Genomic DNA, 26,773 nt, shown 5'->3' with positions numbered 1-26,773 from the left:
AGGCCCGGGGAGGGCCCTGCGAAAACCCTCTCCGGGCCTAAGAGCCCGACTCTCCCAGAGGGAGAGAAATGCCGAAGGTAATGTTGCGACGTGCCTATGCCACACTTTCAGCGACGCGGAACGCCCAGTTCGTCCAGGGTCTGCTGCAGCGGATCGCGGCCGGGCCGGTCGTTCTCGGGCAAACGGATCGGTGGCAGGCTGCCCGGGTTCCGCATCGCTCGGGCGCGAGCGTAGACGTCGATCGACGCCCCGCGATCCAGCTCCGCGCCGGCCGGCAACAGAAACTGCCCAACGCCGCGGCTCTGGTAATTGATGTCCTCGACCACGTTGGGACTTTTGCCCGTGCGGTCGATGGCGATCGAGGCGAGGTAGCGTTCGTAGACCGCCACGCTGTACAGCGGCTGGGGCGGAAGCGACGTGACGATCTCTTCGCTGTGGACGATCCCCCCGGGCGTGACAACCTGGTACCGTTCCACGATCGCGGCCCCGGCGTCTCGCTGCAAACGAATCGTTTGGGAACCACGCGGCGGCAGATCGACGCGGTGGGTCACACGGCCGCTTCGCATCTCGATCACCGATACCAACAGGCCGTCGCGATGCGTATTAACCAGCCGCACGTCCACGGCCGGCAAGCCTGGCTGGGGACGCACCTCGCGTCGGACCATCCGCACCGGCGGCAGAGTCAGGGCGGGCGGTGGCGGATCGAAATTGGCCAACCAGTGCTGGGCCTCGCCGTCGCTGGTCCGTTCCAGCTGGACCAGGCCATCGGCGCTGCCGGCCAGCGACCGGCCCGGGTACGCCACGCTGTCCAGTCGCAGCACGCCGCCGATCGCAACCGCTCGCCACAACTGGCGCGCGTCCTGCCGCGACCGCTCCATGCCCACCGCTCCGGCCGGTCCGCTGGCCGCCAGCGACCACAGGTCGCCGGCCTCGACCAATTGCAAGCGCACCACGTCCGCATCGATCGGCACCACCACCCAGAACTGACCTTCGCGAAGGGCCGCGCGAGCCATCCGCGCCGGCCGATCGGCAACGGCTTCCAAAACCAACCCGCTTCGGGCCGCGTCCTCGGTGGTCAAGCGGCCGCGGTCCAGTCGCGACGGCGGCCGAGGTCGATCCGGAACGATCGCCGGGGCGGCCTCGACCGGGATGTCGATGATCCGCGGCGAAAACACCCCGGCGCCGGGGACGCGGATCGATTCCCGCTCCGTTGGCGGCTGAGCGGACAAGCTGCCGCAGAACAACCATCCCACCAGCAAGGCCAGCGTCCCCCGTCGCCGCCAAGGGGAAGAGGTTGCGACAGGAATCGACGGCTGGTTTGCGCGGCGGATGTTCATCACACGGCCTTTTCGGTTTCGGCCCACGGATTGTGCCAGTCCCCCCAGCACGACAGGTAGTCTTCGTAGGCTTTGCAGGAGTCCGCTTGACCTATCAGCCAACGGTGTGCCGCATCCACCAATTCCGCTTCGCGTTTCAAATCAATTCGCCCCGACACCACGCACGAGCGGAGGAACACAAAGTACGTATCCAGCACGTCACAGCGACAGTAATCGCTGATCTCCTGCAGCTTGCCGGCGTCCCACATTTCCTGGACCTGATCCCCCTTGGTGGACATCTTCCCGGGCTTGCCCAGCAGCGTCGCGGCCAGGTCCAGGCCGCCGCGAAACCAACATGCACCGTAATTGGTCAGCCATTCGTGCAAATCCAGGTGCGACGAGGCGTTGTAGCGGTTTCGCGGATGGGTGTAGGCCGCCCCGCGACTGTAGAACCACTGCCCCAGCGACAGGCCGTAACGGAAGGCGGCCAGTTCCATCACCGGCAGATCAAAGCCGCGTCCGTTGAAGGTCACCCAGGTGGGCCGATCGTAGTGTTCCCAGCCGCGCCAGAACTGCTGGGTCATCACGTGCGAACGGAACTGCGGCTCGTCCAGCGAAACCAGATCCACCAGGTTCAGGTCGCTGTCCACCTTGGCGATCACCACCGCGATGGGGATCTGAAACGTGTGGGGAATGAAGTCGCGTCCGTTTTGCGTTTCCCGCAGCTCCTCCTGAAAACGCTGGATCGCCGCCTGGGGGGCGAGTTCGTCCTGGGGGTACTTCACCGCTGCAACCAGATTTCCATCCGCGACGGTTTCCACATCGAACAGCAGAAACTCGATCTTCTTTGCGTTGGCCAACCGCCTATCTCCCTCTGGTCGCTAGATGCTGTCACAATACCGTGCTGGTTTTATTGTAGCGATTTCGTCTCCGTAGGCCTCTGCCATGACCACCACCGCGATCAATCGGCAACGTTTGCTCGACCGTTTCCTTTCCTACGTCTCGGTGGATACGGCGGCGGACCCCGCGGCGGGTCCGAACCAGTACCCGAGCAGCGCCGGCCAGTGGGAACTGGGACGCCTGCTGACGCAGCAGTTGACCGAGATGTCGGCCGATTACCCGCACCAGGACGACCGCGGATTGGTCTGGGCCACCGTGCCGGCGACCGATGGCGGACAGGGTCCGGCGGTGGCGCTGATCGCCCACCTGGATACATCGCCCGAAGCGCCCAGCCATAACGTCCAGCCCCAGGTGATCCAGCATTACGAGGGCGGCGACATCCGGCTGCCCAGCGGCCAAGTGATTCGCGTCGACCAGACGCCGGAACTGAAACACTTGGTCGGATCGACCCTGATCACCACCGACGGCAACACCCTGCTGGGCGGCGACGACAAAGCGGGCGTGGCCATCATCATGGAACTGGCCCACCACCTGCTGGAAAACCCGCACCTGGTCCATGGTCCGGTGCGGATCCTGTTCACCTGCGACGAAGAGATCGGACGCGGCACCGATTACATCGATCTGGACAAACTGAACGCGGTCGTCGGCTACACGCTGGACGGGGGCGATGCCGGCCAGTTGGACGTGGAAACGTTTTCGGCCGACGCGGCTAGCGTCATCCTGCGCGGCCACAACATCCATCCGGCGATCGCCAAAGGACGAATGATCAACGCCGTGCGGGCGGCCGCCGACTTTCTGGCCGGATTGCCGATGCGGGAAAGCCCCGAAACCACCGAGGATCGCCAGGGCTTCATCCACCCCTACAACATCAGCGGCGGCGTCGGCGAGGCCAAGGTGGAATTGATCCTGCGCAGCTTTGAAACGCCCGAACTGCAGCGCTATGCCGAAGTGATCCGGCAATGCGCCCAGCAGACCCAACAGAAATTCCCCGGCCTGGAAGTCGAAGTCAACGTGCGGCGCCAGTATCGCAATCTTGCCGAAGGCCTCGAGAAACTGCCCGAGGCGGCCGCGCTAGCGGAGCAGGCCTACCAGAATCTGGGACACAGCTGCCAACGGACAATCGTCCGCGGCGGTACCGATGGCTCGCAACTGACCGAAAAGGGACTGCCCACCCCCAACCTTTCCAGCGGCCAACACAACATCCATGCGGTGCACGAATTTGCCTGCCTTGATCAGATGGTGGCCGCAACCGAACATCTAGTAGAACTGTTGCGATTGTGGAGCGAGCGCGGCCGATCGTAACCCCAACCTTTCTCTGCACCGCATTGACGCCCGAATTTATGACAACGGAAATATGAGCGAACCCAAATTGACTGCCGAAGCGGTGCGAGCCGCCATCGAAAACCTGCCCGACCCCGAAACGGGTCGCCCCCTGGGATCGATGGGCCAGATCGGTGACATCCACGTCCGCCAACAACACGCCGACATCCGCCTGGGACTCTCGACGCATTCCCTGCCGATCGCCGAAGACGTCAAGGAGCAAGTGGCCTCGGCCGTGGCCTCCCGGTTGCCCGGCACGACCGTCGAGGTCCAAGTGCATCCCCACGCCCGGCCGCCCGCCCGGAGCGGCCAAGCGGGCGTGCGCATCAAGACCATTCTGGCGGTCGGTTCCGGCAAAGGCGGCGTCGGCAAGAGTACGGTCGCCGCGTCGCTGGCCCTGACCCTGGAACGCCTGGGCGCCCGCGTGGGATTGATGGATGCGGATGTCTACGGCCCCAGCGTCCCGCACCTGCTGGGCCTGAAAGGACGGCCGACGCTGGAAGCCAACAAACGGATCCAGCCGATCCGCTGCGGGCAGATGCCCGTGATGTCGATGGGGTTTCTGATCGAACCCGACCAGGCCGTGATCTGGCGAGGTCCGATGCTGCATCAAAGCATCACCCAGTTCCTGACCGAAACCGACTGGGGTGAACTGGATTACCTGGTCATCGACATGCCGCCGGGAACCGGTGACGTGGCCCTGACGCTTTCCCAGGGTGCGGTTCCGATCGCCGGTGCGGTGGTCGTGTGCACGCCCCAGGAAGTGGCGCTGCTCGACGCGGTCAAAGCGATCAGCATGTTCGGCACGGTGAAGATCCCCGTCGCCGGAATGGTGGAGAACATGAGCGGCTTTGTCTGCCCGGACTGCAACCGTCGCTACGACATCTTCGGCGCCGGCGGAGCGCGGGCCAAGGCCGAAGAGCTGGACGTGCCGTTTCTGGGCGAAGTGCCCATCGATCCGGTGCTTCGCGAAGCCGGCGACGCGGGCGAACTGGCCGCGGTGATTCGCGACGACGCTCGGGCGCGAGCCCCGATGGAGAAGGTCGCCCGGTCGCTGATCCGAAGTCTGGCACAGAAAGCCGCCGCGTCCCCGCCCAAGCCGCAGCTGCCCACGCTGTAGCCCAGTGGCACAGGCTTCCAGCCTGTGAAAACAACAACCCCCTGGTCCCATTGACGCGGGGGCGTAGCGGCTGGCGCCGTCCGCTCACAGGCTAGAAGCCTATGCCACAAGCGGAAGCCTATGCCACAAAAAAAACCGCATCGAGCGGCAGCTCGATGCGGTTTGGCTTTGGGACCGACGCTTACTTGCGACGCGTCGCTTTCTTTTTCGGAGCGGCTTTGGAAGTCTTCTTCTTGGTCGCTCGCTTCTTGGCCGCTTTCTTCTTAGCGGTTTTCTTTTTGGCCGTCTTCTTCTTGGCGGCTTTCTTCTTAGCCGTCTTCTTCTTGGCCGTCTTCTTTACGGCCTTCTTCTTCGCCGCTTTCTTCTTGGTCACCTTCTTCTTAGCGGCTTTCTTCTTGACTGCCTTCTTCTTGGCGGTCTTGCGGGCGGCCTTCTTGGTAGCCGTCTTCTTGGCTACGCGCTTCTTGGCGGCCTTCTTCTTCGGCGCCTTCTTCGTTGCTTTCTTCTTGGCCATCGGGGTTCCTCCGCGAAAAGGAAACATGACGGAACTTTTGAGTCAGGCGAACTCTGTCGCGATGACCACGGCCACGTCCGTCAAGCAAAAAAAGTTTGATCAACGTTCAAGTTGCCGATCACGATCCTCGTTATCGGCACTTGACAAATTGATCCCAAACAAACTTTGCGTAACTTTACGCGCTTCTTAGACCTTGGCAACATGTTTCGGGAAAATTCCCAGCCCGCCGAGACACTTCTAAACGGCTGATCGATGTCGCTGCTGCGCGCTGCTGCAGGCGCAGCGCTGCCCGCTTACCAGCCGCCCATCGACTGCAACATCTCCCAGTTGCCGAAGGCCAAGGAGGCGAACAAGATCGCCAAGAAGACGTTCCCCGAACTGAATCCCCAGACCGCCATCAAGCCTGCGGCGACCAACGAAAGCATCAGAGCTTGACGCAGGGTACCGCCGCCAAGCGAGATCAACTCGCGGGCGATGCGACCTCCGTCCAGCGGCCACACCGGCACCAGGTTCAACACCGCCCACATCACGCTAGGCCAAACCAAACAATTCACCAGAGCGAACGTGCCGACGTTCAGAATCGGCTCGCCACCGCCGGCTCCGGGGATCCAGTACAGCCAGCCCGGCAGGAGACGGACCTGATAGCCAGCCGCACGTGTCAGGACAATCACGGCCGCGGCCAACAACAGCTGAGCGACCGGACCGGCCGCTGCAATCACAAGGTTTTCCTTACTGGAAAGCCGCGCAGGCGACCGCCCGAAGCCGTTGCCCGCCAGCGGAATCGCCAGCCCGCCGAAGTGATACAGCACGATCCCGCTGTGGATGCCGTAGCGGCGAAACGCCAAGGCGTGCCCCAGTTCATGCACCAGGATCGAAACCAGAATGCACACCGCCCAAACCAATAAGATCAGCCACACACCGGGAGTCCACTGTCGATACTCCTGCAGAAAGATCTGGTCGATTCCAACCGCCAGTCCGTAACCGAAGACGGCCGCCATCAACCAAAACGTCCAGGCAATGCGGACGGGAAAGTCTCCCAGTCGAAACTCCAAGTCGTAGGGAGATCGAGCGGGTTCTTGCAACAACATGAACGGGTCTCATTCCAAACTTCGAAGCGAACAAACGGCGCACGACACAGCCGATCTGGCTCGATTGTAGCCTGCGCTTCGGTCACCGTTATGCCCCCTCGAAGCGCACCGTTTTGCCGCGCTGAGACGACCGAAAGTTTTTTGGTTTTTTCGGTTTTTTATCGCCGCAAGTCGGTCGCTTGGCGGCTACGGGTTCAGAGAACGACGGAAGGCTTCGAAAGCATCGCGGTACAGCGGCGGTGCGGGGACGCGCGTGCCCGCATCCTCCACGCCCGGTAAAGCGTCGCGACGATCGCTTTGACGGATCGCGCGCGGGTTGTCGCGGCGCAGTCCCAAAGAACGCAACGCCTCTTCAAACTCCCCGCCGCCTTGCCCATCGGGTTGCCGGGCCAGCTCGCGTGTTTGCTGCCAACGCTGTTCGAATCGACGCAGGTCCTCCTCGCTCCAGTTCAATCGTTCCAGCAGTTCCTCGTCGGGACGATCACGCGTCTGGTCGAGATAATCAAGGACCATGTCGGTCGCCTTCTTGGCGTACTCCAAGTCCGCCGGATCGGCTTCGGGTGGCGCGATTGGCGAATCGTCGGAATCCGCCGGCGTGCCGGCCGTGCCGCGGCTGGAAAGACCGGCTTCCGAAGCCGACGCGGCGTCGCTGGACGAAGCCGATTCCGACGCGCCCGCTTCGGACGCTTCGCCTGCTTCACCCGCTTCGGCGCCGGAAGCTTGCGAGCCGGACGCCGAGTCAGAGGAGGGAGCGCCGGGCGCATCCGACTCAGCCGCATCCGACTCTGGCGCATCCGCGGCGGAAGAGGCGGAGTCGCCTTGCTGTGCGTCGGCCGGCGAGGAGGAAGCATCCGTCGCGGCTTCGCTGGCCGATTGACCATCGTCAGGCTGCGTCATTCCCTCGCCGGATTCGGAACCGCTCGAAGCCGCTTGTTCAGCCGAAGAACCGGCCGCTTCGCTTCCGCTGGCCGCATCGGGTCCAGTCGCCGCGTCTCCGGACTGCTCGCGCATCGCTTCGATGTGTTCTTTGATGCGTTCGAACGCTTCGGCATCGGTCTCGGGACGCTGGCCGGGTTGCTCGCCGGCTCCGCCTTCCGCACCCGCGGCTTCGCCCGTTTCGGCCCCAGCACTGCCGGTCCCGTCGGCGCCCGGAGCTGCTTCGCCCGTGGCGGCCGGAGAGTCCCCGTCTGGGCCCGCTCCCTGACCATCCTGCGAGCCGCCTTCGGCGTCCTGAGGTCCCCCTTGGCCATCCTGGAGGCCACCCTGACGGTCTTGTGGTCCTCGTTGGCCATCGGGCATCGTCCCCTGGCCGTCCGGAGCACCGTCCGGGGTACCTTGGCTGCCTTGGCCGTCCTGGGGACCGCGTTGACCGTCTTGGGTACCAGCTTGGCCGTCCTGAGCACCGCGCTGACCGTCTTGGGTACCGCGTTGACCGTCTTGAGAGCCACCCTGTCCGTCTTGAGACCCGCCCTGCCCGTCTTGAGAGCCACCTTGGCCGACTTGAGAGCCACCTTGGCCATCTTGTGAACCAGCTTGGCCGTCCTGGGTACCGCGTTGGCCCTCAGGCATCGTCCCTTGGCCGTCTTGCGTTCCCTGCCCGTCCTGTGAACCACCCTGCCCATCTTGCGCGCCATCCTGTATCTCGCCCTGACCATCCTGCGATCCAGCTTGGCCGTCCTGCGTACCAGCTTGGCCGTCCTGCGTACCACCTTGACCGTCCTGGGAACCACCTTGGCCGTCCTGGGAACCACCTTGGCCGTCCTGGGAGCCGCCTTGGCCATCCTGGGATTCGCCCTGACCGCCCTGCGACTCACCCTGACCACCCTGACCGCCCTGACCGTCTTGGGATTCTCCCTGACCATCTTGCGAATCGCTTTGCCCGTCCTGAGAAGCGTCGTCGGAATTGTTTTGAGGATCGACAGCTGGCTGATCATCCGCAGCCGTCAAACCGTCTTCGGCAGGCTGGTTCTCGCTCAACTGAGCCGCCTCGACGATGCGCAGCGTGATCGGATCGCTGAGCGTGACGTTGGGCGCGGGCCGCGCTTCGGAATCGTGCCGGTTGTCTTTGGCCACGGCCGTTACCGTGATCTCATGGCCGGGTTTGAGATTCCACTGGGCCGGTCGAAACCGCATGATCGCGACGCGACTTTGACGATCTCCCTGGGCGTCGCTCCACAGCACCGGTTCGGCCAGTAACTGAACGCCTCGCTGCAGCTTCAGGCGAAGCTCGGTCAGCCCGAAGTCCGGATCCAGCGCATGGACTTCGATCAACTGCTGTGCATCGACCGGCACGTCTTTCGGCGAGCGCGTCGGAACGGCAAAGGAAACTTCGGGCGCCAGGTCGGGCAGCACGCGAACGGGATAGACCACCGGTTCGGGGTTCTCGGCGCCGGCGGCGTCTTGGACGACCAACCGATAACTATCGATGGTAACCAGTCCGCGAGCAGAATCGCCTCGTCGCAGCGTCCATTCGGCTTCGACGCTCTGCCCGTCTTCGGACAAACGCAGCGGGCTGGAACCGGCCGACGCGATCGTGCGATCGTGCGTGCGGCGCGGATTAAACTCGATCCGCCCGGATTGGATCGGTCGATTCGTTCGGGCCTGTACGATCACGCGAGTTCCTTCGAGCCCCTCGACCGCCGCGGCACTCTGGGAGCGTACCGGACGGCCCGTATAGGCAGGCGGCTGGTAACGCACGGCCGTAATGTTGATCGCAGGCACGTCGCGCACATCGATGGTGAACCGCTCGCTGCGGGCGTCACCGGCTGTCACAACGTATCGCGTGGTGGTCTGCAGGCCGTAGGGCTGCCCCAACGTAGCGTGATACAAGTCGGACGCCTCGTCATCGGCCCGCATCTCAATACGCCGCGACGCTTCGCCGATCGTCTGCAGCATCAACTGCGGCTGGTCACGACCGCCCAGTCCTGCAAAGCGAGCGCTGACGGACACCTGCCTGCCGGCCATCACTCGATCGCTGCCGGGCGTTACCTCCAGGATCTTGACGCGCGTCGGCGCGTCGATTCGTGCCAGCGGCATCAGCAACCGACCGGCGGACTGAAACGTGTTCTTGGGCGAGACGACCGCATACAGGGCCAGGGCGGCCAGAACGGCCGCGACGATCATCCACAACTGAAAACTGCTGTGGGCTTCCTGAGGCAGGCGGTCGCCGTGACCGCGCAGACGGCTCGCGGCCTGCCGGCCGATCGATCGCACGACGACGCCTCGCAGCCCCGGATCGGCCCGCTGCGGGCGCAAAGTCACATAGCTGGTCAACGCATGCTGCAGCGCCGGCAGGTCTCGTTCGATCGCGTAGGCCGCATACGCCCGATCGATCTCGGCGGTCAACAACGGCCGCAGACGCATCCACAACCAACCGACCCCGGCGGCGAGCGCCAGAGCCGCGATCAGCGACCGGCCCCAAACGCCGGGCGACCAAATCCACTGGTCTACCACCGACCAAGCCAACAACAGGCCCAGGGCACCGATCAACAATCCCAGCACACAGCGCGTCAATTCGCTCCGCCACAGCCCCCGCCGAACCTCTTCGATACGCTGCTCGATGAACGCATCGCTGACCTGAGATCCGGACGACGGAGACGAGACGGGTGCGGTAGCCATGAACAGCCCAAGCATAAATAAAGAGAGACGACGAACGAGTTCGAAGCGTCTCTCTAGTATAGGTCCTGACGGAACCGGCTCAGCGGTTTTTCCCTAAGCCGTTTCGGCGCTAGCCGCGGTTTTCCCTGAGCCGTTTCGGCGCTAGCCGCGGTTTTCCCTGAGCCGTTTCGGCGCTAGCCGCGGTTTTCCCTGAGCCGTTTCGGCGCTAGCCGCGGTTTTCCCTGAGCCGTTTCGGCGCTAGCCGCGGTTGCTTCGCAACGCGTCTACAAAAACCGGGGCTCTCGCCCAAACGGCTCAGGATCGCGTCCGATGCTTAACGAACCGCGTGCCGCCTAGCTGTTGTCGCCTTCGGATCCCTTGGCATCGTCGCCACCGGTTCCGGCCGGAACCGGTTCGTCGGCGGCTTGATGACCACGGGTTTCGCCTTCGAAGTTCAGACGCGTCACCTTGCCATCGTCGTTGCGGAACACGTCGACAACCAGGGTGTCCTTGCCTTCGAAGGTGCCACGCAGCAGTTCTTCGGCCAACGGATCCTCTATGCGCTGTTCGATCGCGCGACGCAGCGGGCGAGCTCCGTAGTCCAGATCGCTGCCCTTCTTGATCAAGAATTCCTTGGCCTCGTCGGTCAACTCCAGAGCGAAACCGCGGTCCTCCAGTCGTTCGCGAACCTTGACCAGTTCAAAGTCGATGACCTTCTTGAGGTCTTCACCGGTCAGGTGACGGAAGATAATCGTATCGTCCAATCGGTTCAGGAACTCGGGGCGGAAGACGCGTTGGATCTGGTCCATCACCCGCGACTTCATCGACTCGTAACTGGCGTCGTCTTCGGGCGTCTGGAACCCGAAGGCCGATTCGTTCTTGATCGCTTCGGCACCGGCGTTGGTGGTCATGATCAGGATCGTGTTGCGGAAGTCGACATTGCGTCCGAACGAGTCGGTCAAACGGCCTTCTTCCATCACCTGCAACAAGGTGTTGAAGACGTCGGGGTGAGCCTTCTCGATCTCGTCGAACAGGACCACGGCGTAGGGCCGGCGGCGAATCTTTTCGGTCAACTGACCGCCTTCTTCGTAGCCGACGAATCCGGGAGGCGCACCGATCAGACGGCTGACGTTGTGCTTCTCCATGTATTCGCTCATGTCGATGTGCACCAGGGCGTCGGCGTCACCGAACATGTATTCGGCCAGCGCCTTGGCCAACAGCGTCTTACCGACACCGGTGGGTCCGGCGAAGATAAACGAACCGGTGGGCCGCTTGGGATCCTTCAGGCCACTGCGGCTACGCCGCACGGCTTTGGAGATCGCGGTGACGGCCGCGTCCTGGCTGACCACGCGTTTGTGCAGTTCCTCTTCCATCTGCATCAATCGCAGCGAGTCCTCGGTGGACAGTCGCGTCAGCGGGATACCGGTCATCTTGCTGACCACTTCGGCGATCACTTCTTCGTCGACCACGCCGTCGGTCTGCTGGCTCTTCTCGCGCCATTCGCGGGTGATCTGCTCCTTCTTGCGGCGCAGTTTCTCCGCCTGATCACGCAGCTTGGCCGCCTTTTCGAAGTCCTGGTTGGCGACCGCGTCTTCCTTGTCCTTGTTCAGGGTTTCGACTTCGACGTCGATCTCCTTCAGGTCCGGCGGACGGGTCATGGTGCGCAGACGAATCCGAGCCCCGGCTTCGTCGATCACGTCGATGGCCTTGTCGGGCAGGCAGCGTGCGGTGATGTAGCGTTCGCTCATCTCCACGGCGGCCACGACGGCATCGTCGGTGATCTGCACGCGGTGATGCTCTTCGTAGCGTTCCCGCAATCCCTTGAGGATCTCGATCGTCTCGTCGGTTCCGGTCGGTTCGATGATGATTTCCTGGAACCGCCGCGCGAGCGCGTTGTCCTTTTCGATGTACTTGCGGTACTCGTCCAGCGTCGTGGCTCCGATGCACTGGATCTCGCCACGAGCCAGGGCGGGCTTGAGCACGTTGGCCGCGTCGATCGCTCCTTCGGCGCCGCCGGCACCGACCAGGGTGTGCAGTTCGTCGATGAACAGGATCGTGTTCTTGGCGCGACGCACTTCGGTCATCACGGCCTTGATCCGCTCCTCGAACTGACCGCGGTACTTGGTTCCGGCGACCATCATCGCCAGGTCCAAGACGACGATGCGTTTCTCGGCCAGGATCTCGGGCACTTCACCGGCGATGACTCGCTGGGCAAAGCCTTCGACGATGGCCGTCTTACCCACACCGGCTTCGCCCAACAGCACCGGGTTGTTCTTGGTACGTCGGCAGAGGATCTGGATCGCGCGTTCGATTTCGCGTTGGCGGCCGATCACCGGATCCAACTCGCCCTTCTTGGCCAACTCGGTCAGGTCACGACCGAAACTATCCAGCGCCGGCGTCTTGCTCTTGCTGCTCTTGCTGCTGCTACTGCTGCTTTCGCCTTCGCCGCCGCGACCGCCGCGTTCGCCGACTTCGGAACCTTCCAAACCGTGCCCCAACAGGTTCAGAACCTCCTCGCGGACGTCTTCCAGTTTCAGGCCCAGATTCATCAGCACCTGCGCGGCCACGCCTTCTTGCTCGCGAAGCAATCCCAGCAGGATGTGCTCGGTGCCGACGTAGGTGTGATTCAGATTGCGAGCCTCTTCCATCGAGTACTCGATGACTTTCTTGGCCCGAGGCGTCTGCGGCAGTTTGCCTACCGTGACCATCTCCGGCCCGCTCTGCACCAGCTTCTCCACCTCCAAGCGGATCTTGCGCAGATCCACTTCCAGGTTTTTCAGCACGTTGGCCGCGACCCCGCTGCCCTCTTTGACCAAGCCCAACAGGATGTGCTCGGTGCCGATATATTCGTGGTTGAACCGCTGGGCCTCTTGGTTCGCAAGTTGCATCACCTTGCGAGCGCGGTCAGTAAATCGTTCGTACATGATCTCGAACCTTCTTATTGCGTGTTCGCTTGGACTCGCCTGCCAGGCTGGCGTTCCCGGTTATCAGCTCTATACATTGCAAACTGTACGCCGCACAGAGGATTTCCGCTCCCGCAGCGGCCCTCCAAGGCATTCAGCTCGTCCACAAACCGTTTATTGCAGCAGCTATGCCGATTCTATCGGTTTTCCAGTTTTGGGGGAGTAGGAGACCACTGACGAAGCCGGCCGAAACCTCAAGAATATCGCGTTCTTAATTCTTTTCGAAAAATCTTGACGGTTTAGACGCCTCGCTCGCCAAGCTCGCTCCAGTCCGCTGCCATATCGGCAGCAAACGCGCGGTCGGTCGCTTCCCCCTGTGAGGACTCTATGGCCGAGTCAATCGCCGCGGATGCTTGGGCTGGGCTGCTAGCATTCGCCTGGGACTCGGGCCCATCCGAAGCCGCGGACTCGACCGAAGGTGCGGACTCGACCGAAGGTGCGGACTCGGCCGATGGTGCAGACTGCTCGGAGCCAGCGGTCTCGTCCGCCGGAGTTGCCTCGCCGTCCGCCAAAGTTGCCTCATCCGCCTCGCTAGCGTTTGACGCTTCCTCGTCGCCGGAGGCCGCTTCCTCGTCGCCGGAGGCCTGCGCACCCTCGTTCGCTGCGTCGGCAAAGCGTTGCCAGCGTCGTCGTTCGTCCTGCAGCTCCAACCACCAGAAGTCGCCTCGTTCGAGCCGTTCCAGTTGATCCAAGACGCCGGCCGCCGCCGCCAAGCGGCCGGTGTGGCGATACACGCCGGCCAACAGCAGCATGGCCGGCGGGTCGCGAGGTTCGATCTCCAAACAATCGGCCAGTAACGCTTCGGCTTCGACCCAGTGGCCGCGCAGGTACTGGCCATGGGCTTCGGCAAAGCGGTCGGGTTGGTCGCTGGCCGCACGCGGGCTGACGATCTCGGGCAACCGCATCACGCTCTTGGCGACGCACCACAGCCACACCCCCAGGGCCACCCAACAGGCGATCTTGACCAACAGCGGCGTCAGCCACTCGGGGTACAGAAACCGCGCGACCAACAGAAAATTCAGGGCGACGGCAAAGGTCAACGCCGCGGGCAAGGCGGCCAACTGGCCGCGGAACCACATCTCGGGCAAGCCGGGCCACAGGCAGGTCAGGTAGTGTTTGCCGGAGACATCCATGCAGGCAATTCGTACAGCCACAAGAGGAACTCGGTCGAGACGCCCACCGAGCAGGCGGATCGACAGGGGCAGCCTACGCCAAAAGCGGCGGCGGAAACAAGAGAAACTCGGCCAGCCAACGCCGGCAAGAAGAACGCCAGCAAGACGAACGCCGGCAAGACGAACGCCGCCAAGAAAAAAGCCCACCGGCCGAGATCCCTTGGATCCCAACCGATGGGCCGTTTGTCTCGCGTATCTCTTGAAAAGGTGCGCGAGGTGGGGTGGCCGCCGCAATCAGCAGCCCGCCGACTCTAACTACGGGTTCAAACCACCCCGTTGGCTAGTACAGCAATATTCCACTTGAACACCTCCTTTGCAAACATACCCGACGGTCCTCGATCAGGTGCCAACCAGAGCGATCGAGCGAACCGTACTGAAATGTCCGTCGCGACGCGTCACCGCGACCCAACACTGACAAGCATTTCCGCTGGCCCTCGAAAGGGCAACCCGGAAGGCAGCCTGTCTACTCACTTCAGACGTCGGCCACCGCGAGATGGTTCGCCCCCCCGGAGCAAAAAAATCTCAAATCTCCTGAACCTAACGGAATCTATGTACTGGAACGAACGTTCCTAAATCGCGGAGCGATTGTCTGTGGTAGCCCCAAAGCGCGAGCCCGGGGAAACGTAAACATTACGAACAAAAGCCCTGGAAGGGCGACAGGAAGTCTGGCACCGGAATTCGTGTCGTCCCTCTGGGACTGGCGTGCGGGTGTGGGGGCGACACCCCAGGCTCGCGCCTGGGGCTACCGCATGTCGCCACTGCCGTGGCTGCTGCGCTCGAACTTCGCACGCCATACATAGAATCCGTTAGAGTCAGCAAATCTCAAATCTCGCTCCGGTCTCCCGCCGCCTCCACCCGCTACTCGACTTCTCTCTCATACAGCACCACAATCAGGATGTCGTTGGAGGAAAACGAGCTCATCGGCCCGCCGCTGGCTCCGCCGTGGCTGGCAATATTGCCGGTGATCGAGAGCACCTTGACCTTGTGCTTGCGGATCCAGCGGTTGATCTCCTGCTCCATCTCGGGAAGCTCGCTCTCGATTGTTTTGAACAACTTGACTTGCTGGATGACCATCGGATGCCTCGTTAACGCTAAACAAACCTACCACGACTGCTCTTCGACGAAACTTTTCGACCGACACCGCCAGCCCCAGTGGACACTTCCGTGGCCCCATCCCGCCAACCCGCTTCCTCAGACCAGTCCGTTTCCTCGGACCCGCCCAATCGCGACGGCGTTGGCGATCGCGACAGCATTGCCGATCGCGACAGCATTGCGGCGGATTATTTTCAGACCCTGCCCTTCGAACCGTATCCGGTCCAAGAGGAAGCGTTGCTGGCATACTTTACCAGTCCCGAGGGGGTTCTGGTATGCGCTCCGACGGGAACCGGCAAAACCCTGATTGCCGAAGCGGCCGTGTACGAGGCGCTGCGGAGCGGCACGCGGATGTACTACACGACGCCGCTGATCGCGCTGACGGACCAGAAACTCGACGAGCTGCGCCAGTCGGCGGTCCGCTGGGGGTTTTCGGCCGACGATGTGGGGCTGGTCACCGGCAATCGCAAGGTGAACCCGGACGCTCCGATTCTGGTCGTGGTCGCCGAGATCCTGCTGAATCGCTTGCTCAATCAGGACGCCTTCGACTTTGCCGATGTCTCGGCGGTCGTGATGGATGAGTTCCACTCGTTCAACGACAGCGAGCGCGGGGTGGTCTGGGAATTGACCCTGGGCTTGCTGCCGGCTCACACGCGGCTGTTGCTGTTGAGCGCGACGGTCGGCAACTCGCTGGAGTTCACGCAGTGGTTGTCGCGAGCCCACAACCGGCGTTTGATGCTGGTGCAAGGCGACGAACGAAAGGTGCCGCTGCAGTTTGAATGGGTCGAGGACCAGATCCTCGCGGATTTCTCCGAACAAATCGCCGCCGGAGACGAAGACCAGCGCCGAACGCCGGGGCTGGTCTTCTGCTTTAACCGCGCCCAGTGCTGGACCACCGCCGAGATGCTCAAGGGCAAGAAGCTGATCGACAAGGCCCGCCAAAGCGAGCTGGCCGAGTACCTCAACGCCGCCGACATGAGCGAGGGGGCCGGCCCGAAACTCAAAGCCATCTTGATGCGCGGCGTGGGCGTGCATCATGCCGGCATCCTGCCGCGTTACCGGCGGATCGTCGAAGCACTGTTCCAACGCAAACTGCTCAGCCTGTGCACGTGCACCGAAACGCTGGCGGCGGGAATTAATCTGCCGGCTCGCAGCGTGATCCTGCCCAGTTTGCTGAAAGGTCCCAAGGGCAAGAAGAAGGTGGTCGAGGCCGCCACGGCCCATCAGATTTTCGGCCGCGCCGGCCGGCCTCAATTCGACGACCGGGGCTATGTCTTCGCGTTGGCCCACGAGGACGACGTCAAAATCAATCGCTGGCGCGAGCAGTACGAACAGATCCCCGAAGACACCAAGGATCCGGGGCTGTTGAAGATGCGCAAGCAGCTGAAGAAGAAGATGCCCAAACGCCGCTCGGGCGAACAGTACTGGACGCAGCAACAATTCGACCAGCTTCGCGACGCCCCCTCGGCCCGGCTGGCCAGTCGAGGACGATTGCCCTGGCGGCTGCTGGCCTACATGCTGGAACGATCCCCCGAAGTCCAGCCCCTGCGCGATCTGGTCGGCCGCCGCCTGCTCCAGCCGAAACAACTCGAAGATGCCCAGCGCGATCTAAACCGGATGCTGATCACGCTGTGGAAAGCCGGTTACGTCAGCCTGGACCCCAAACCGCGGGCCGCCGACCTGTCGGCCGATCGGCCCGAAAAATCCGGCGGCAAGGGCTCCGGCGGCAAAGCCGGTGCCGGCAAGCCCGCGGACCCAACCAGCAAAGAGAACGCGAGCCAGCCGGCCGAGCCGCAGGGCCTGTTCTCGCACCTTTTGGACACGGTGCCCAAGGCCGAAAGCGAAAAGAGCGAGGACGGCGATAGGCCAGAGGACGCCAAACCAGACGATGCCGGCGGCGACAGCGAGCAGCAGGCCATCGAAAGCCGCGGTTACGAGCTGAGCAATTACCGGCCCGAGCGTGCCGTGCCCACGTCTCGCCTGCCACTGCTGATCCAGCTGCGGAGCATCAATCCGCTGTACGGCGTGTACCTGGCCGATCAATTGGCGATCGCCGACCAGACCGAACGCATCCTGGCGCTGGAAAGCGTGCTGGAAGTGCCCGGCACGGTGGCCCGCCTGGTCCGCGTCCCCGGCTACGACGACCTGCCGGCCGGTCCGCTGGCCAAACTGCGGCTGGACCCGATGCTCCTGCAACTGGGCTTGGCCACCGCCGAAGAACTGGGCTCGCCCAGCGAGGACGAGGACGAAGAGGTTCAGGACCGCGGTTTCGGCCGGGTGATGTTCGAAGAGCGTGTCTGGCCGCTGACCCTGGGCGAGAAACTGTATCGCCTGTTCCAAAACGAATTCCCCCGCGTTCAAGACGTGCGGGTGCGGCCGGTCTGGATCGTGGGCGAGCTGCTGCAGTTCGACGGCGACTTCAACAAGTACATCACCGCGCACAAGCTGCAGAAGGAGGAAGGCATCCTGTTCCGGCACCTGCTGCGGATGATTCTGTTGCTCGACGAGATGGCCAATATCCCGCCCTCGGAAACCACGCCCGAACAGTGGGAGGATCCGCTGGACGATCTGGCCGACCGGTTGACCGAAACCTGCCGCGCGGTCGACGCCCAGAGCACCGACGAAGTGCTCAGCAATGCCGCCGGCGGCGACGATTTGATCGGCCCAGGACGCAGGAAGTAGAGTGTTGCCTTTCGCTCCGCGAAAGTCGCCAGTGTTGCCTTTCGCTCCGCGAAAGTTGCTCCGGTTTCGACACTACTTTCGCGGAGCGAAAGGCGACTCTAATCTACTTTCGGCGGAGCGAAAGGCGACTCACTTAGTACCGTCGACCAGCCGGGGTGGTCGTGCGGGGCAAGTCGGCGACTTGCGGGGCGCGGATCAGATTGTTGGTCGCATTGCCGCGGAACTCCACGAACAGCAGCGCGTCGGCGCGGCCGGCGGTCTGCCCGGTCAAACGCTCCAGGTTCAACAGCGGCACCGACGACTGCGGCCGGTCCGGGCTGGCCACGACGCCGCAGGACAGCAGCAACACCATGTCGCTGGGCCAACGAAATCGCTCGTGCAGCCGCCAACTGACCACCTGCGGCACTTCGATTCGCGCCCGGTGCGTCTGACCGCTGGGCAGGGGCAGGTCCAAATCGACCGGCAACAACTTGTCCACCTGATCGATATTGGCTTCGATCACACAATCGATCGAGGCACCGTCCCGGCTCAGCAACGGACTGAATTCCAGCTGATACCCTTCCTGCACTTCACCGGTTTCCGGTTCGTACGGCGGCCAAGCCAATGGATTGACCGAGGGCCGGATGTTGCGGACAAAGTTTCGTCCTCGCATGCTGGCCAGCTTTTCGGTTTGCCCGTTGTAGGTGATCACGTCCACGGCCTGGACTTCGCGCGTGTCGGTTCGCTGACGCAACATCGAAACCACCATCGCCGCGTTCTCTTTGGTCAACAGCCAAGCCTGCACGCCGGGCGACTGGACCGTCACGTGTTGCATCATCGGATGCATGCGGCTGCGCCAATTGGGGTTGCCCACGGTCATGACCCGCAAACCAAACACCTGCGGATCGGTGGTGCCGGCGATAAAGCGGTCGACGACATCGGCGACCACCGAATGCATTTCGGGCGTGTGATAGACGGACAAGCGATCGCGGTTGGCGTTCAGAAAACCGAACGGTTCGGTGAACCACACGTCGGTACCGGTTTCGCGCAAGACCCAGTCGACGATGGCCTGCTCGGGCCGATCGTGTTTGGTCAGGTATCCGGTGTAGGGACGCAGGTCGTACTGCCGGTACTGCTGGCCGGATTCCTGCGGCAACTGGCCACCGGCGGTCGAAGCCGCCGTCGTGGAGGGGCGGGCGGCGGAGGGGCTGGAAGCGGCCGGAGCTGGTGCGGCGGCAGACGGCGTGGCAGCCGATTGTGCGGCTCCCGGCGGAGGCGTCGTCGGGACGGGCTGGAGACTGGGCGGGGTGTCGGGCGCTGCGGCGCCGGCCTGCGGGCCGGCCGATGCTCCGGCCGCGCCCTCGGACGGCATCGCCATGCCTTGCCCCGAAGCGGACGGGACGAGCGCCAAAGCACCGACTCCCAGCAGGCAGCCGAGCAGGGCCGGCAGCAGTTTGATTCGCAGTCGCATCGATCGTTTCCTTGCAGGAACAGCGGAAAAGAGCCGCGGCGACTATAGGAAGAATTCCCCGCCGCCTCCAACACCGAATCGCCGCGAACTTGAACATTTTTGACGCATTTGTCGGCTTTGTTTTGACACCCCCTATCCAGCTGATATAACGAACCAACACAGGTGGCAATCGACCGGCCGGGGGCACAACCAATGGGGCAACACAACGGCGCACCGACTCCTTCGCCGGCAAACACCAAACCTGCCGGACCTGACGCTACCGGCCCTGAGGCGGGCGAGGAACTGTCGGTCGCCGAGCTTCGGCTGGAGCTGCGGCGAGTCCAGAAGCAGGCCTTGGCCGCCAGGCTCGAAGCCCGCGCGGCCGAACTGGAACTGCTGCTGCGCCGCGCCGACGCCGGCTGCCCGCCAAACTCCCCCAGCCCGAATCTAGCCAGCCCGAATCTAGCCAGCCCGAATTTCACCAGCCCAGATGGCACCAGTTCCGATTTCCCCAGCCCGGACTCCACCGGCGTGGACTCGGCCAGCCCGGACTCGGACGCCGGCCGCATCGCCTCCTGGGCTTCGCTGGTTCCCGTGGCCAGCGCGGCGGTCGCCGCCGCCCGCCATCCGCCGCCGCCAGAGGCTTCCGCGCCGCAAACCGTGACGCCGGACTCTCTGACCGGCGGGCCGCCGGCAGCCGGCGGGTCGCTGCCAACCGGCGGGTCGCTGCGGTCGCCGGCAGCCGAACCGCCCGGCCCGGCCAGGAACCCGATGCCCGATCACACCCCGGAGCCCGATCACACCCCGGAGCCCGCGCCCACCGCGTCCGCCGTCACGCCCCGGAAGCCATCGTCCCCGCCCCCGTCCTGGCTGACCAAGACCGCTCCGCCGGCGCCGCGGCGGCGGCGGATGGCCGGCTGGTGGTATAGCGCCGGCGCTCACGTGGTGATCGTGTTGCTGTTGGCCTCGTTGACGTTCTCGATCCCCGACCCCGCCGACCAAGTGGCTCTGACGGTGGCCGCGGAGGACACTCAACCGGCGGCCGCTTTGGAAACCGTGCGGCTGGACACCGAGATACCGCCTTCGACGGCCGAGGCCCCACCGCATGCCGAGGCACCGTCTCCGCTGGCTCCGGTCGACCCCTTGGCGGGTTTGTCCGTTCCGCCGGCACCCGCGATCGCCGTTGCCGGCCCGCCGTCGCCGCCCTCCCTGGCCGGGCCGCTGGCCGACTCGACCGAAGCCGCTGCGGCGTTGGCCGAAGCCGACAAGTCCAGCTCGCAGTTCTGCGGCGTGGCCAGTGGCGGCAACCACTTTGTCTACATCGTCGACAGTTCACAGAGCATGAAGGACGGGCGGTTCACCTCGGCTCGCCTGGAACTGCTGCAGTCGATCGACGCCCTCGAGCCCCAGCAGCGGTTCTACATCATGTTCTATGGCGAACGCTTGGATCGCATGTGCGTCGGCAATCCGGATCAGCCCGACGACTTTTCGGTGCTGGCCAGCGACGAGAACAAACGCCGGGCAAGACGCTGGGCGATGGGCGCCGAGCTGCAGCGTGGTGCGCCGCCGGAGCAGGCCTTGTTGTTCGCCCTGAAGCTGCGGCCGGACGTGATCTTCCTGCTGTCCGACGGCGAATTTCCGCAGCGGATCGAAGACCTGCTGGCCGAACACAATCAGACCAGCAATCTGTTCGGACATCGCGGCCCGATCAGTATCGTGCATACGATCGGCTACCACAGCCGATCCGGCGAAGCCCGGATGCGCCGCTTGGCCGAAGCCAATGGCGGACAGTATCGCTACATCCCGCCCCGCGGTCGTTAACCGTCGTAACGGCGGAGGACCAGGCAGGCGTTATGACCGCCGAAACCAAAGCTGTTGCTCATCGCGACTTCGATCTTTCGCTGGCGAGCTTCGTTGGGCGTGTAGTCCAGATCGCAATCCGGATCCGGGTTGGTCAGGTTGATCGTCGGATGCACGACACCATCGTGCAGCGACATCGCCGTCACAACCGCTTCGATACCACCGCTGGCCCCCAGCGAATGGCCGAGGGCGGACTTGGTGCTGCTGATCGACAGTTTCTGGGCGTGATCGCCGAAGACCGAATGCACGGCCCGGGTTTCCGCCTTGTCGCCCAGCGGCGTGCTGGTGCCGTGGGCATTGATGTAATCGACATCGGTGGGCTCCAGGCCCGCGCTGGCGATCGCCATGCGCATCGCCTGCGCCGCCCCGGCACCCTGCGGGTCGGGTTGGGTGATATGGCCGGCGTCGCAACTGCAGCCGAACCCGATCACCTCGGCGACGATCTCCGCGCCGCGGGCGCGGGCATGTTCCAATTCTTCAAAGACGCTGATTCCGGCGCCTTCGCTCAGCACGAAACCGTCCCGCTGGGCGTCGAACGGACGGCTGGCCTGCTCGGGCGCGTCGTTGCGCGAGGAGAGGGCCTTCATGTTCTGGAAACCGGCCAAACCGATCCGGGTGATCGCCGCCTCGCTGCCCCCGGTCAGAATGATGTCGGTTTCGCCCCGCTGGATATTCGCCAACGCATCGCCCATGGCGTTGCTGGCACTGGCACACGCGGTGGCGACCGTGTAGTTGGTCCCGCGGAGACCGAAGTGGATGCCCAGGTTGCCGCTGCCGGCGTTGAGCATCATTTTGGGGACCGTAAAGGGACTGACGCGGTCGGTCCCCTTGAACAGCATCCGTTCCATCTGGGATTCGATTTCCCAGAGGCCTCCGATGCCCGAACCCAGGATCGCGCCACACCGCGTGGTGTCCTCCTGGGCGAAGTCGATGCCGGCCTGCTCGACGGCCCGAGCACCGGCCCACAGTGCGAACTGCGAGAACCGGTCCAGTCGCTTCGCTTCTTTGGGTTCGACAATCCCATTGAGGCCAAAACCGGGAATGTCTCCACCGATCTTGATCTTGAACCCTTCCGTATCCAGGGTCGACAAACGGCGGATCCCGCTTTGACCCTCTAACAGATTTTGCCAAACCTGCCGGACTTCGGAGCCAAGCGGTGTCACCAGCCCCATACCGGTAATAACCACACGACGCTTCATCCGGAGACCTCAACAGCAAACCACAGCGACCACGACAACCCGACCATTCAATCTTTCGCGAGAACGCCTAGGCGTCGTCGCCCTTTTCCTTTTCGATGAATTCGATCGCCTGGCCGACCTTCTGAATCTTTTCCGCCGCGTCGTCGGGAATGCTGATGTCGAACTCCTCTTCCAGCTCCATCACCAATTCAACGGTGTCCAGCGAGTCGGCACCCAGATCGTTGACGAACGAAGTGTCTCGATTGATCTTTTCTTTTTCGACACCCAGTTGCTCGGCAACGATATCGATAACCCGCTCTTCAATGGAAGCCATGGGTCGGTTCTCCAAAAGTTTGGTTTTGAGTAAGTAGGATCGGAAAGTTGATTGGAAAGGTTTGGACCGAAAGATAGGGGATGCGTGCAAAAGGCGTCAATACAGTGGGAGCCTGGCGATCGAGCAGATGCCCGAAAAAAATGGCGATTCCACCGCCGGTCCGCGTTTCCACCGGGGGACGTCGGTGTGAAGCGGCGTTTTACCGGTGCGGCGCCTGTTACCAGCACATCCCTCCGTCGACGATCAGGGTTTGCCCGGTGATGTAGCTGGCCGCCGGGCTGGCCAGGAAGAGGACCGCCGCGGCCACGTCCTCGGGCTGGCCCACGCGGTTGGCGGGGATGCGTTTGCGAACCTCGTCGAGCACCACATCGCCCAGCTTGGCCGTCATGTCGCTGGCGATGAAGCCGGGGGCGACGCAGTTGACGGTCACGCCGCGGTTGGCCAGCTCGCGCGAGAGCGATCGGGACAGGCCGATCATGCCCGCCTTGCTGGCGGCGTAGTTGGTTTGACCGGCGTTGCCCATCACGCCCGAAATGCTGGCCATGTTGACGATCCGGCCGTACTTGGCGCGTCGCATGATCGTCGCCGCCGCTCGGCAGCCCACAAAGCAACTGGTCAGGTTGGTCGCGATCACGTCGTCCCATTCCTCGTCGGACATGCCGCGCAGCAACTTGTCGCGGGTCACGCCGGCGTTGTTGACCAGGATGTCCAACCGGCCGCCCTGCTTGTGCACGCCCTGGATCGCATCGGTCGTCGCCGCCCGATCGGTCACGTCACAGGATATCGCTTCGGCGGTGCCGCCGGCGGCCTGGATCTCCTGGACCGTGCCCTCCAGCTTTTCGGCACTGCGTGCCAGACAGGCCACGTGGGCTCCGTTGGCGGCCAGCACGGTCGCCACGGCTTTGCCCAGACCCTGGGATGCTCCGGTGACGACAGCAACTTGATCTTTCAGATCGGCGGTGAGCGACAATTGCATGGGTAGTTATCTCGGTGACTGTAGGAAACTCGCTCGGCGCGATTCCCCTCGGCTCTGACGGACCGCAAGGGGGAGCGAAGACTCTGAGGGTGGGAGGGCCGCCCAAGGGGGCGGCCAATAAATCATTGCCAAGGCCCCGAAGCTTACGCGGCTCCGTCGCCAAAACCATCCATCGGAAAACGCCGCTCGATCCGCTTGATCGTGCCCTGCAAGACGCGTCCGGTGCCGATCTCCAGGAACCCTTCGATGCCATCGGCCATCATCTGACGGATCGAATCCTCCCAGCGCACCGGGCTGACCACCTGCTCGGCCAACAACTGCAACACATCCGAACCGTCGCGGTGAGCCGTCGCGTCGACGTTGGAGTACACGGCCATCGGCATGTCCGTCGGCGGCGTCTCGGAAAGGGCTTCGCGGAGCTGGGCGACGGCGGGCTGCATCAACACGGTATGAAAGGCCCCGGCGACGGCCAATGGCACGACGCGGGACGCACCCGCCTCCTTGGCTGCCGCCTCCAACCGCCCGATCGCACTCAGGTGCCCCGAGACGGCGATATTACCGGGGCACAGCAAATTGGCCGGCTGCAGCACTTCATCGCCCTGCCGCACGCTCTCGCAAACCTGCTCCAGGACGTCCAACTGCAGGCCCAGCACGCTGGCCATGCCGCTGTCGACCTGATCGGCCGCGTCCTGCATCGCTTCGCCGCGGCGTTGAACCAGTTTCAGAGCGTTTTCAAAGCTCAATCCGCCGGCAAAGCACACGGCCGTGTATTCGCCCAGACTGAGCCCCGCGGCACAGCGCGCTTTGGCAACCAACTCCGGCTGCTCCTGGCGCAAGACCTCGACGGCCGCCATGCTGGTGACAAACAGGGCGGGTTGGGAGTACTTGGTGGCGTTGAGCCGCTCGGCGGGGCCTTCAAAGCACAGCTCCGCCAGGTCGTAGCCCAACACCTCGCCGGCCTGGCGAAACAACTGCTCGGCCACCGGATAGGTGTCGCACAGCCATTTGCCCATGCCCACATTCTGCGCCCCTTGACCGGGAAACAGAAACCCGACTGCGTCGACGTCCAATGCCATCGAGAAACCGCCTTGGCTTGCGAGAAAGTCGCGAGGGTCTTATTCCTGCGCGGTTTCGACGGTGTAGCGACCCTGATAACTGCCGCACTTGGGGCAGACCACGTGCGTGGGCACGGGGCTGCTGCACTGCGGGCAGTAGGTCAACTGACGAGGCTTGATGCGGTGGTGACTGCGTCGTTTACCACTGCGGCTGTTGGAATGTTTTCTTTTGGGAACGGCCATCGATATTCTCTATGCGTACCGGTTCGGAGGCGAACACGTTTTCCGTAAACCACGTCTCCCGACAAGAGGGAGCCGTCGATTGACGCAGGATCTGCGGTCAATGAAGCCCGGTATGGTAGAAGCTGGACTGCGGGGCTGTCAACGCATGGTTTTTCGAGAAACCCAGCTTTCCCAGCTTTCCCGACCCGGCAGCGGGAAAATCTCAAATCTCCAGCCTCACCGGCCGGCGGCGGCCGGTGGACGGCTCTTGGGGGCCATCCGGCGGGTGACTCGCGAGCGGAGGGCGACCAGCGTCTCCAGCTCGCCGCTCTGCACGGTCAATCCCTGCTGGTTGATCAATTGCCGAAACCAGATCACGCGGCCCGCCCGGCGACCGTAGGGCTCCAGAGCCGCGACCTCGGTCATCACATGAACGCTATCGCCAAAATAGATGGGGCGTTCGAACTGCCACTGGCCGATCCGCACCAGGGCCAGCGTCTGAACGGCCGGACAGTCGCTCGACAGCCCAGCCATCAGCGACAACCCCAGCAACCCGTGCGCGACCGGCTTGCCAAACGGCGAGGCGGCGCCTTCGGCGGGACTGTGCAGCGGGTCGTGATCACCGGTCAAATCCGCAAAATCGACCACGTCGTCGCGTTCGATTTTCCGGGGCAGACTGAACCACCGGTCACCCACCTTCAAGTCTTCGAAATACAGCGTCATCAATATCCTTCGGTTCAGGCGACGCCGGGCTTCCCACTCCCCGGGAAACCCGCCAGCCAACAATTTGTATGCATCCTAGCGCTGCCGGCTAGGCTCGCATGGCCGCCTCGCCCCGTTTCGTGCTGAAAAAGCGGAACCGAAACAGGATTAGGCAACCTAGGCAAATTGCCGCAGGAAGCACTGCGGAGGTGGTACAAAAACCTTCTCGGAGGGGTCAACCCCAGCCGGACCTAGCGCGCTCCGCCGTCGGGCTGGACGGGCTGGTCGGGCTGGGCGGGCTGGACAATGGCCTCGTAGAACTCGGGGCGGCGGTCGGCGAAACGATCGATCACATGGGCTCCGACGGTGCGTTCGATGCGTTTGTTCCGAGCCGCCTCGAGATCGATGTCGGCATAGAGGATCTGCTCGCTGTCATCGTCAGCCCGGGCCAGCTCGATGCCGTCGGGGCCACAGATGCTGCTGCGGCCGCAGAACTGAAAGCTGCGCTCCTGCCCGACGCGGTTGGCGGCCACGAAATACAGGTGATTCTCCATGCTCCGCGCCGGCGGCACCAACAGAGCGGTCCGTAGCGCCGCCACGGGCCAATTGGTCGACAGGGCGATCACGTCGGCCCCGGCCAAACCCAGCACTCGCATGGGTTCGGGAAACGAACTGTCATAGCAGATCGCCATGCCCACGTTGGCCGCCCCCGCAGGCCAAGTCCGATAGGGGCGGTCGCCACGATCGACAAATCGGTCGACGCCCAACTGCGGCAGATGAATCTTGCGATACAGCCCCACCGGCTTTCCGCCGGACCACAGCACGCTGGAATTGAACATCTGCCCCGCCTCGGCCGCCTCCAAAAACCCCAGCGAGACGGAAACCCCGGGATGAGCCGCCAGGGCGTCGCGGAGCGGCTGCCAGGCCGGATCGTCCAGGCCGATCGCCACCTCGGCGGCCTCCTGGCGGGATTCGAAACAGTAGCCGCACAGCACGCACTCGGGAAACACCACCAGCTCGGCCCCGTTTGCGGCCGCGTCGGCGAGCCGCCCAGCGACCCGCTGGATGTTTTCCGCCAATGCCGCCAACGAAACATCCATCTGCACCGCGGCCACACGCATCGTCTGATTTTCCTGGTTCGAAGAATGATCGAGTCCTAACTGTCTAGCGAGAACGCTGCGTCCCAGCATACGGTGCTCGCCAGACCGCGATAAGCCGGGCGGGGGTCAGCTACCGATCCCCAAAGTCTGGCG

At 63.6% G+C, this 26,773-nt stretch carries 20 protein-coding genes; 4 read left to right on the top strand and 16 right to left on the bottom strand.

From position 1 onward, the window contains the following. Nucleotides 1-107 precede the first annotated feature (107 nt). Both GE027_RS04855 and GE027_RS04850 read right to left on the bottom strand, forming a co-directional pair. Nucleotides 108-1,337 carry a hypothetical protein gene (locus GE027_RS04855; RefSeq protein WP_153556045.1) on the bottom strand — a complete coding sequence of 410 codons (1,230 nt, stop codon included), beginning with the start codon at nucleotides 1,335-1,337 and terminating at the stop codon, nucleotides 108-110. Then, nucleotides 1,337-2,176, bottom strand: a complete 840-nt coding sequence (locus GE027_RS04850; RefSeq protein ID WP_237607285.1) for a 3'-5' exonuclease — start codon at nucleotides 2,174-2,176, stop codon at nucleotides 1,337-1,339. The genes GE027_RS04855 and GE027_RS04850 overlap by 1 nt, the downstream gene beginning before the upstream one ends. An 85-nt stretch (nucleotides 2,177-2,261) precedes the next feature. On the opposite strand from GE027_RS04850, the gene pepT reads away from it, so the two are divergent. Both pepT and GE027_RS04840 read left to right on the top strand, forming a co-directional pair. After that, a complete protein-coding gene (gene pepT / locus GE027_RS04845) occupies nucleotides 2,262-3,518 on the top strand; it encodes a peptidase T (RefSeq protein WP_153556044.1) in 1,257 nt (418 codons plus the stop codon). 52 nt (nucleotides 3,519-3,570) lie between these two features. Beyond that, nucleotides 3,571-4,656 (top strand): Mrp/NBP35 family ATP-binding protein, encoded by a 1,086-nt coding sequence (locus tag GE027_RS04840; RefSeq protein WP_153556043.1) that lies wholly within the window; start codon nucleotides 3,571-3,573, stop codon nucleotides 4,654-4,656. Nucleotides 4,657-4,837: 181 nt separating this feature from the next. On the opposite strand, the gene GE027_RS04835 is transcribed toward GE027_RS04840, so the two are convergent. The 6 genes from GE027_RS04835 to GE027_RS04810 all read right to left on the bottom strand — a co-directional run bounded on the left by GE027_RS04835 (nucleotide 4,838) and on the right by GE027_RS04810 (nucleotide 15,064). Next, nucleotides 4,838-5,170 carry a histidine biosynthesis protein HisIE gene (locus tag GE027_RS04835; protein WP_153556042.1) on the bottom strand — a complete coding sequence of 111 codons (333 nt, stop codon included), beginning with the start codon at nucleotides 5,168-5,170 and terminating at the stop codon, nucleotides 4,838-4,840. Between the two features lie 293 nt (nucleotides 5,171-5,463). Further along, complete coding sequence (locus tag GE027_RS04830; protein WP_153556041.1) at nucleotides 5,464-6,258, bottom strand: site-2 protease family protein; 795 nt, start codon at nucleotides 6,256-6,258, stop codon at nucleotides 5,464-5,466. Between the two features lie 186 nt (nucleotides 6,259-6,444). After that, nucleotides 6,445-9,876, bottom strand: a complete 3,432-nt coding sequence (locus tag GE027_RS04825) for a hypothetical protein (RefSeq protein WP_153556040.1) — start codon at nucleotides 9,874-9,876, stop codon at nucleotides 6,445-6,447. A 332-nt stretch (nucleotides 9,877-10,208) separates the two neighbouring features. Continuing rightward, nucleotides 10,209-12,779, bottom strand: coding sequence for an ATP-dependent Clp protease ATP-binding subunit (locus tag GE027_RS04820; RefSeq protein ID WP_153556039.1), 2,571 nt, complete (start codon nucleotides 12,777-12,779; stop codon nucleotides 10,209-10,211). A 278-nt stretch (nucleotides 12,780-13,057) separates the two neighbouring features. Beyond that, the gene (locus GE027_RS04815) at nucleotides 13,058-13,972 is read right to left on the bottom strand and encodes a tetratricopeptide repeat protein (protein ID WP_153556038.1); all 915 of its coding nucleotides are present in this window, start codon (nucleotides 13,970-13,972) and stop codon (nucleotides 13,058-13,060) included. 876 nt (nucleotides 13,973-14,848) lie between these two features. After that, entirely contained in the window at nucleotides 14,849-15,064 is a 216-nt protein-coding gene (locus GE027_RS04810; protein ID WP_237607284.1) for a hypothetical protein, read from the bottom strand. Nucleotides 15,065-15,154: 90 nt separating this feature from the next. Here GE027_RS04810 and GE027_RS04805 point away from each other — a divergent pair, with 90 nt between their 5' ends. Continuing rightward, nucleotides 15,155-17,764: a DUF3516 domain-containing protein gene (locus GE027_RS04805; RefSeq protein ID WP_237607283.1), complete on the top strand. Its 2,610-nt coding sequence runs from the start codon at nucleotides 15,155-15,157 to the stop codon at nucleotides 17,762-17,764. Nucleotides 17,765-17,897: 133 nt separating this feature from the next. On the opposite strand, the gene GE027_RS04800 is transcribed toward GE027_RS04805, so the two are convergent. Continuing rightward, nucleotides 17,898-19,214 carry a hypothetical protein gene (locus GE027_RS04800; protein WP_237607282.1) on the bottom strand — a complete coding sequence of 439 codons (1,317 nt, stop codon included), beginning with the start codon at nucleotides 19,212-19,214 and terminating at the stop codon, nucleotides 17,898-17,900. Between the two features lie 192 nt (nucleotides 19,215-19,406). Here GE027_RS04800 and GE027_RS04795 point away from each other — a divergent pair, with 192 nt between their 5' ends. After that, nucleotides 19,407-21,014, top strand: coding sequence for a vWA domain-containing protein (locus GE027_RS04795; RefSeq protein ID WP_153556037.1), 1,608 nt, complete (start codon nucleotides 19,407-19,409; stop codon nucleotides 21,012-21,014). Here GE027_RS04795 and fabF read toward each other — a convergent pair. From fabF to GE027_RS04760, 7 genes are all read right to left on the bottom strand, one after another. Continuing rightward, nucleotides 21,011-22,252 carry a beta-ketoacyl-ACP synthase II gene (gene fabF, locus GE027_RS04790; protein ID WP_153556036.1) on the bottom strand — a complete coding sequence of 414 codons (1,242 nt, stop codon included), beginning with the start codon at nucleotides 22,250-22,252 and terminating at the stop codon, nucleotides 21,011-21,013. The two genes, GE027_RS04795 and fabF, sit on opposite strands and share 4 nt — an antisense overlap. 67 nt (nucleotides 22,253-22,319) lie before the next feature. Continuing rightward, nucleotides 22,320-22,565 carry an acyl carrier protein gene (locus GE027_RS04785; protein WP_153556035.1) on the bottom strand — a complete coding sequence of 82 codons (246 nt, stop codon included), beginning with the start codon at nucleotides 22,563-22,565 and terminating at the stop codon, nucleotides 22,320-22,322. Nucleotides 22,566-22,782: 217 nt separating this feature from the next. Then, nucleotides 22,783-23,541 carry a 3-oxoacyl-[acyl-carrier-protein] reductase gene (fabG, locus tag GE027_RS04780; protein ID WP_153556034.1) on the bottom strand — a complete coding sequence of 253 codons (759 nt, stop codon included), beginning with the start codon at nucleotides 23,539-23,541 and terminating at the stop codon, nucleotides 22,783-22,785. A gap of 143 nt (nucleotides 23,542-23,684) precedes the next feature. Then, nucleotides 23,685-24,617: an ACP S-malonyltransferase gene (gene fabD / locus GE027_RS04775; protein WP_153556033.1), complete on the bottom strand. Its 933-nt coding sequence runs from the start codon at nucleotides 24,615-24,617 to the stop codon at nucleotides 23,685-23,687. Nucleotides 24,618-24,656: 39 nt separating this feature from the next. After that, the gene (gene rpmF / locus GE027_RS04770; RefSeq protein ID WP_153556032.1) at nucleotides 24,657-24,839 is read right to left on the bottom strand and encodes a 50S ribosomal protein L32; all 183 of its coding nucleotides are present in this window, start codon (nucleotides 24,837-24,839) and stop codon (nucleotides 24,657-24,659) included. Between the two features lie 216 nt (nucleotides 24,840-25,055). Next, complete coding sequence (locus GE027_RS04765; protein ID WP_153556031.1) at nucleotides 25,056-25,541, bottom strand: MaoC family dehydratase; 486 nt, start codon at nucleotides 25,539-25,541, stop codon at nucleotides 25,056-25,058. 230 nt (nucleotides 25,542-25,771) lie between these two features. Then, the gene (locus GE027_RS04760) at nucleotides 25,772-26,641 is read right to left on the bottom strand and encodes a carbon-nitrogen hydrolase family protein (RefSeq protein WP_153556030.1); all 870 of its coding nucleotides are present in this window, start codon (nucleotides 26,639-26,641) and stop codon (nucleotides 25,772-25,774) included. Nucleotides 26,642-26,773: the final 132 nt, after the last annotated feature.

It is taken from the genome of Roseimaritima sediminicola (assembly GCF_009618275.1).
Classification (GTDB): Bacteria; Planctomycetota; Planctomycetia; order Pirellulales; family Pirellulaceae; genus Roseimaritima; species Roseimaritima sediminicola.
This window is presented reverse-complemented; position numbering and strand designations above follow the sequence as displayed.

What these genes read in the sequence shown, in the direction of transcription:
- GE027_RS04820 (WP_153556039.1), bottom strand. Translation starts at nt 12,779, where the DNA reads ATGTACGAACGATTTACTGACCGCGCTCGCAAGGTGATGCAACTTGCG.
- GE027_RS04840 (WP_153556043.1), top strand. Translation starts at nt 3,571, where the DNA reads ATGAGCGAACCCAAATTGACTGCCGAAGCGGTGCGAGCCGCCATCGAA.
- fabD (WP_153556033.1), bottom strand. Translation starts at nt 24,617, where the DNA reads ATGGCATTGGACGTCGACGCAGTCGGGTTTCTGTTTCCCGGTCAAGGG.
- GE027_RS04765 (WP_153556031.1), bottom strand. Translation starts at nt 25,541, where the DNA reads ATGACGCTGTATTTCGAAGACTTGAAGGTGGGTGACCGGTGGTTCAGT.
- GE027_RS04800 (WP_237607282.1), bottom strand. Translation starts at nt 19,214, where the DNA reads ATGCGACTGCGAATCAAACTGCTGCCGGCCCTGCTCGGCTGCCTGCTG.
- GE027_RS04835 (WP_153556042.1), bottom strand. Translation starts at nt 5,170, where the DNA reads ATGGCCAAGAAGAAAGCAACGAAGAAGGCGCCGAAGAAGAAGGCCGCC.
- pepT (WP_153556044.1), top strand. Translation starts at nt 2,262, where the DNA reads ATGACCACCACCGCGATCAATCGGCAACGTTTGCTCGACCGTTTCCTT.
- rpmF (WP_153556032.1), bottom strand. Translation starts at nt 24,839, where the DNA reads ATGGCCGTTCCCAAAAGAAAACATTCCAACAGCCGCAGTGGTAAACGA.
- GE027_RS04830 (WP_153556041.1), bottom strand. Translation starts at nt 6,258, where the DNA reads ATGTTGTTGCAAGAACCCGCTCGATCTCCCTACGACTTGGAGTTTCGA.
- GE027_RS04795 (WP_153556037.1), top strand. Translation starts at nt 19,407, where the DNA reads ATGGGGCAACACAACGGCGCACCGACTCCTTCGCCGGCAAACACCAAA.
- GE027_RS04810 (WP_237607284.1), bottom strand. Translation starts at nt 15,064, where the DNA reads ATGGTCATCCAGCAAGTCAAGTTGTTCAAAACAATCGAGAGCGAGCTT.
- GE027_RS04825 (WP_153556040.1), bottom strand. Translation starts at nt 9,876, where the DNA reads ATGGCTACCGCACCCGTCTCGTCTCCGTCGTCCGGATCTCAGGTCAGC.
- fabF (WP_153556036.1), bottom strand. Translation starts at nt 22,252, where the DNA reads ATGAAGCGTCGTGTGGTTATTACCGGTATGGGGCTGGTGACACCGCTT.
- GE027_RS04855 (WP_153556045.1), bottom strand. Translation starts at nt 1,337, where the DNA reads ATGAACATCCGCCGCGCAAACCAGCCGTCGATTCCTGTCGCAACCTCT.
- GE027_RS04785 (WP_153556035.1), bottom strand. Translation starts at nt 22,565, where the DNA reads ATGGCTTCCATTGAAGAGCGGGTTATCGATATCGTTGCCGAGCAACTG.
- fabG (WP_153556034.1), bottom strand. Translation starts at nt 23,541, where the DNA reads ATGCAATTGTCGCTCACCGCCGATCTGAAAGATCAAGTTGCTGTCGTC.
- GE027_RS04760 (WP_153556030.1), bottom strand. Translation starts at nt 26,641, where the DNA reads ATGCGTGTGGCCGCGGTGCAGATGGATGTTTCGTTGGCGGCATTGGCG.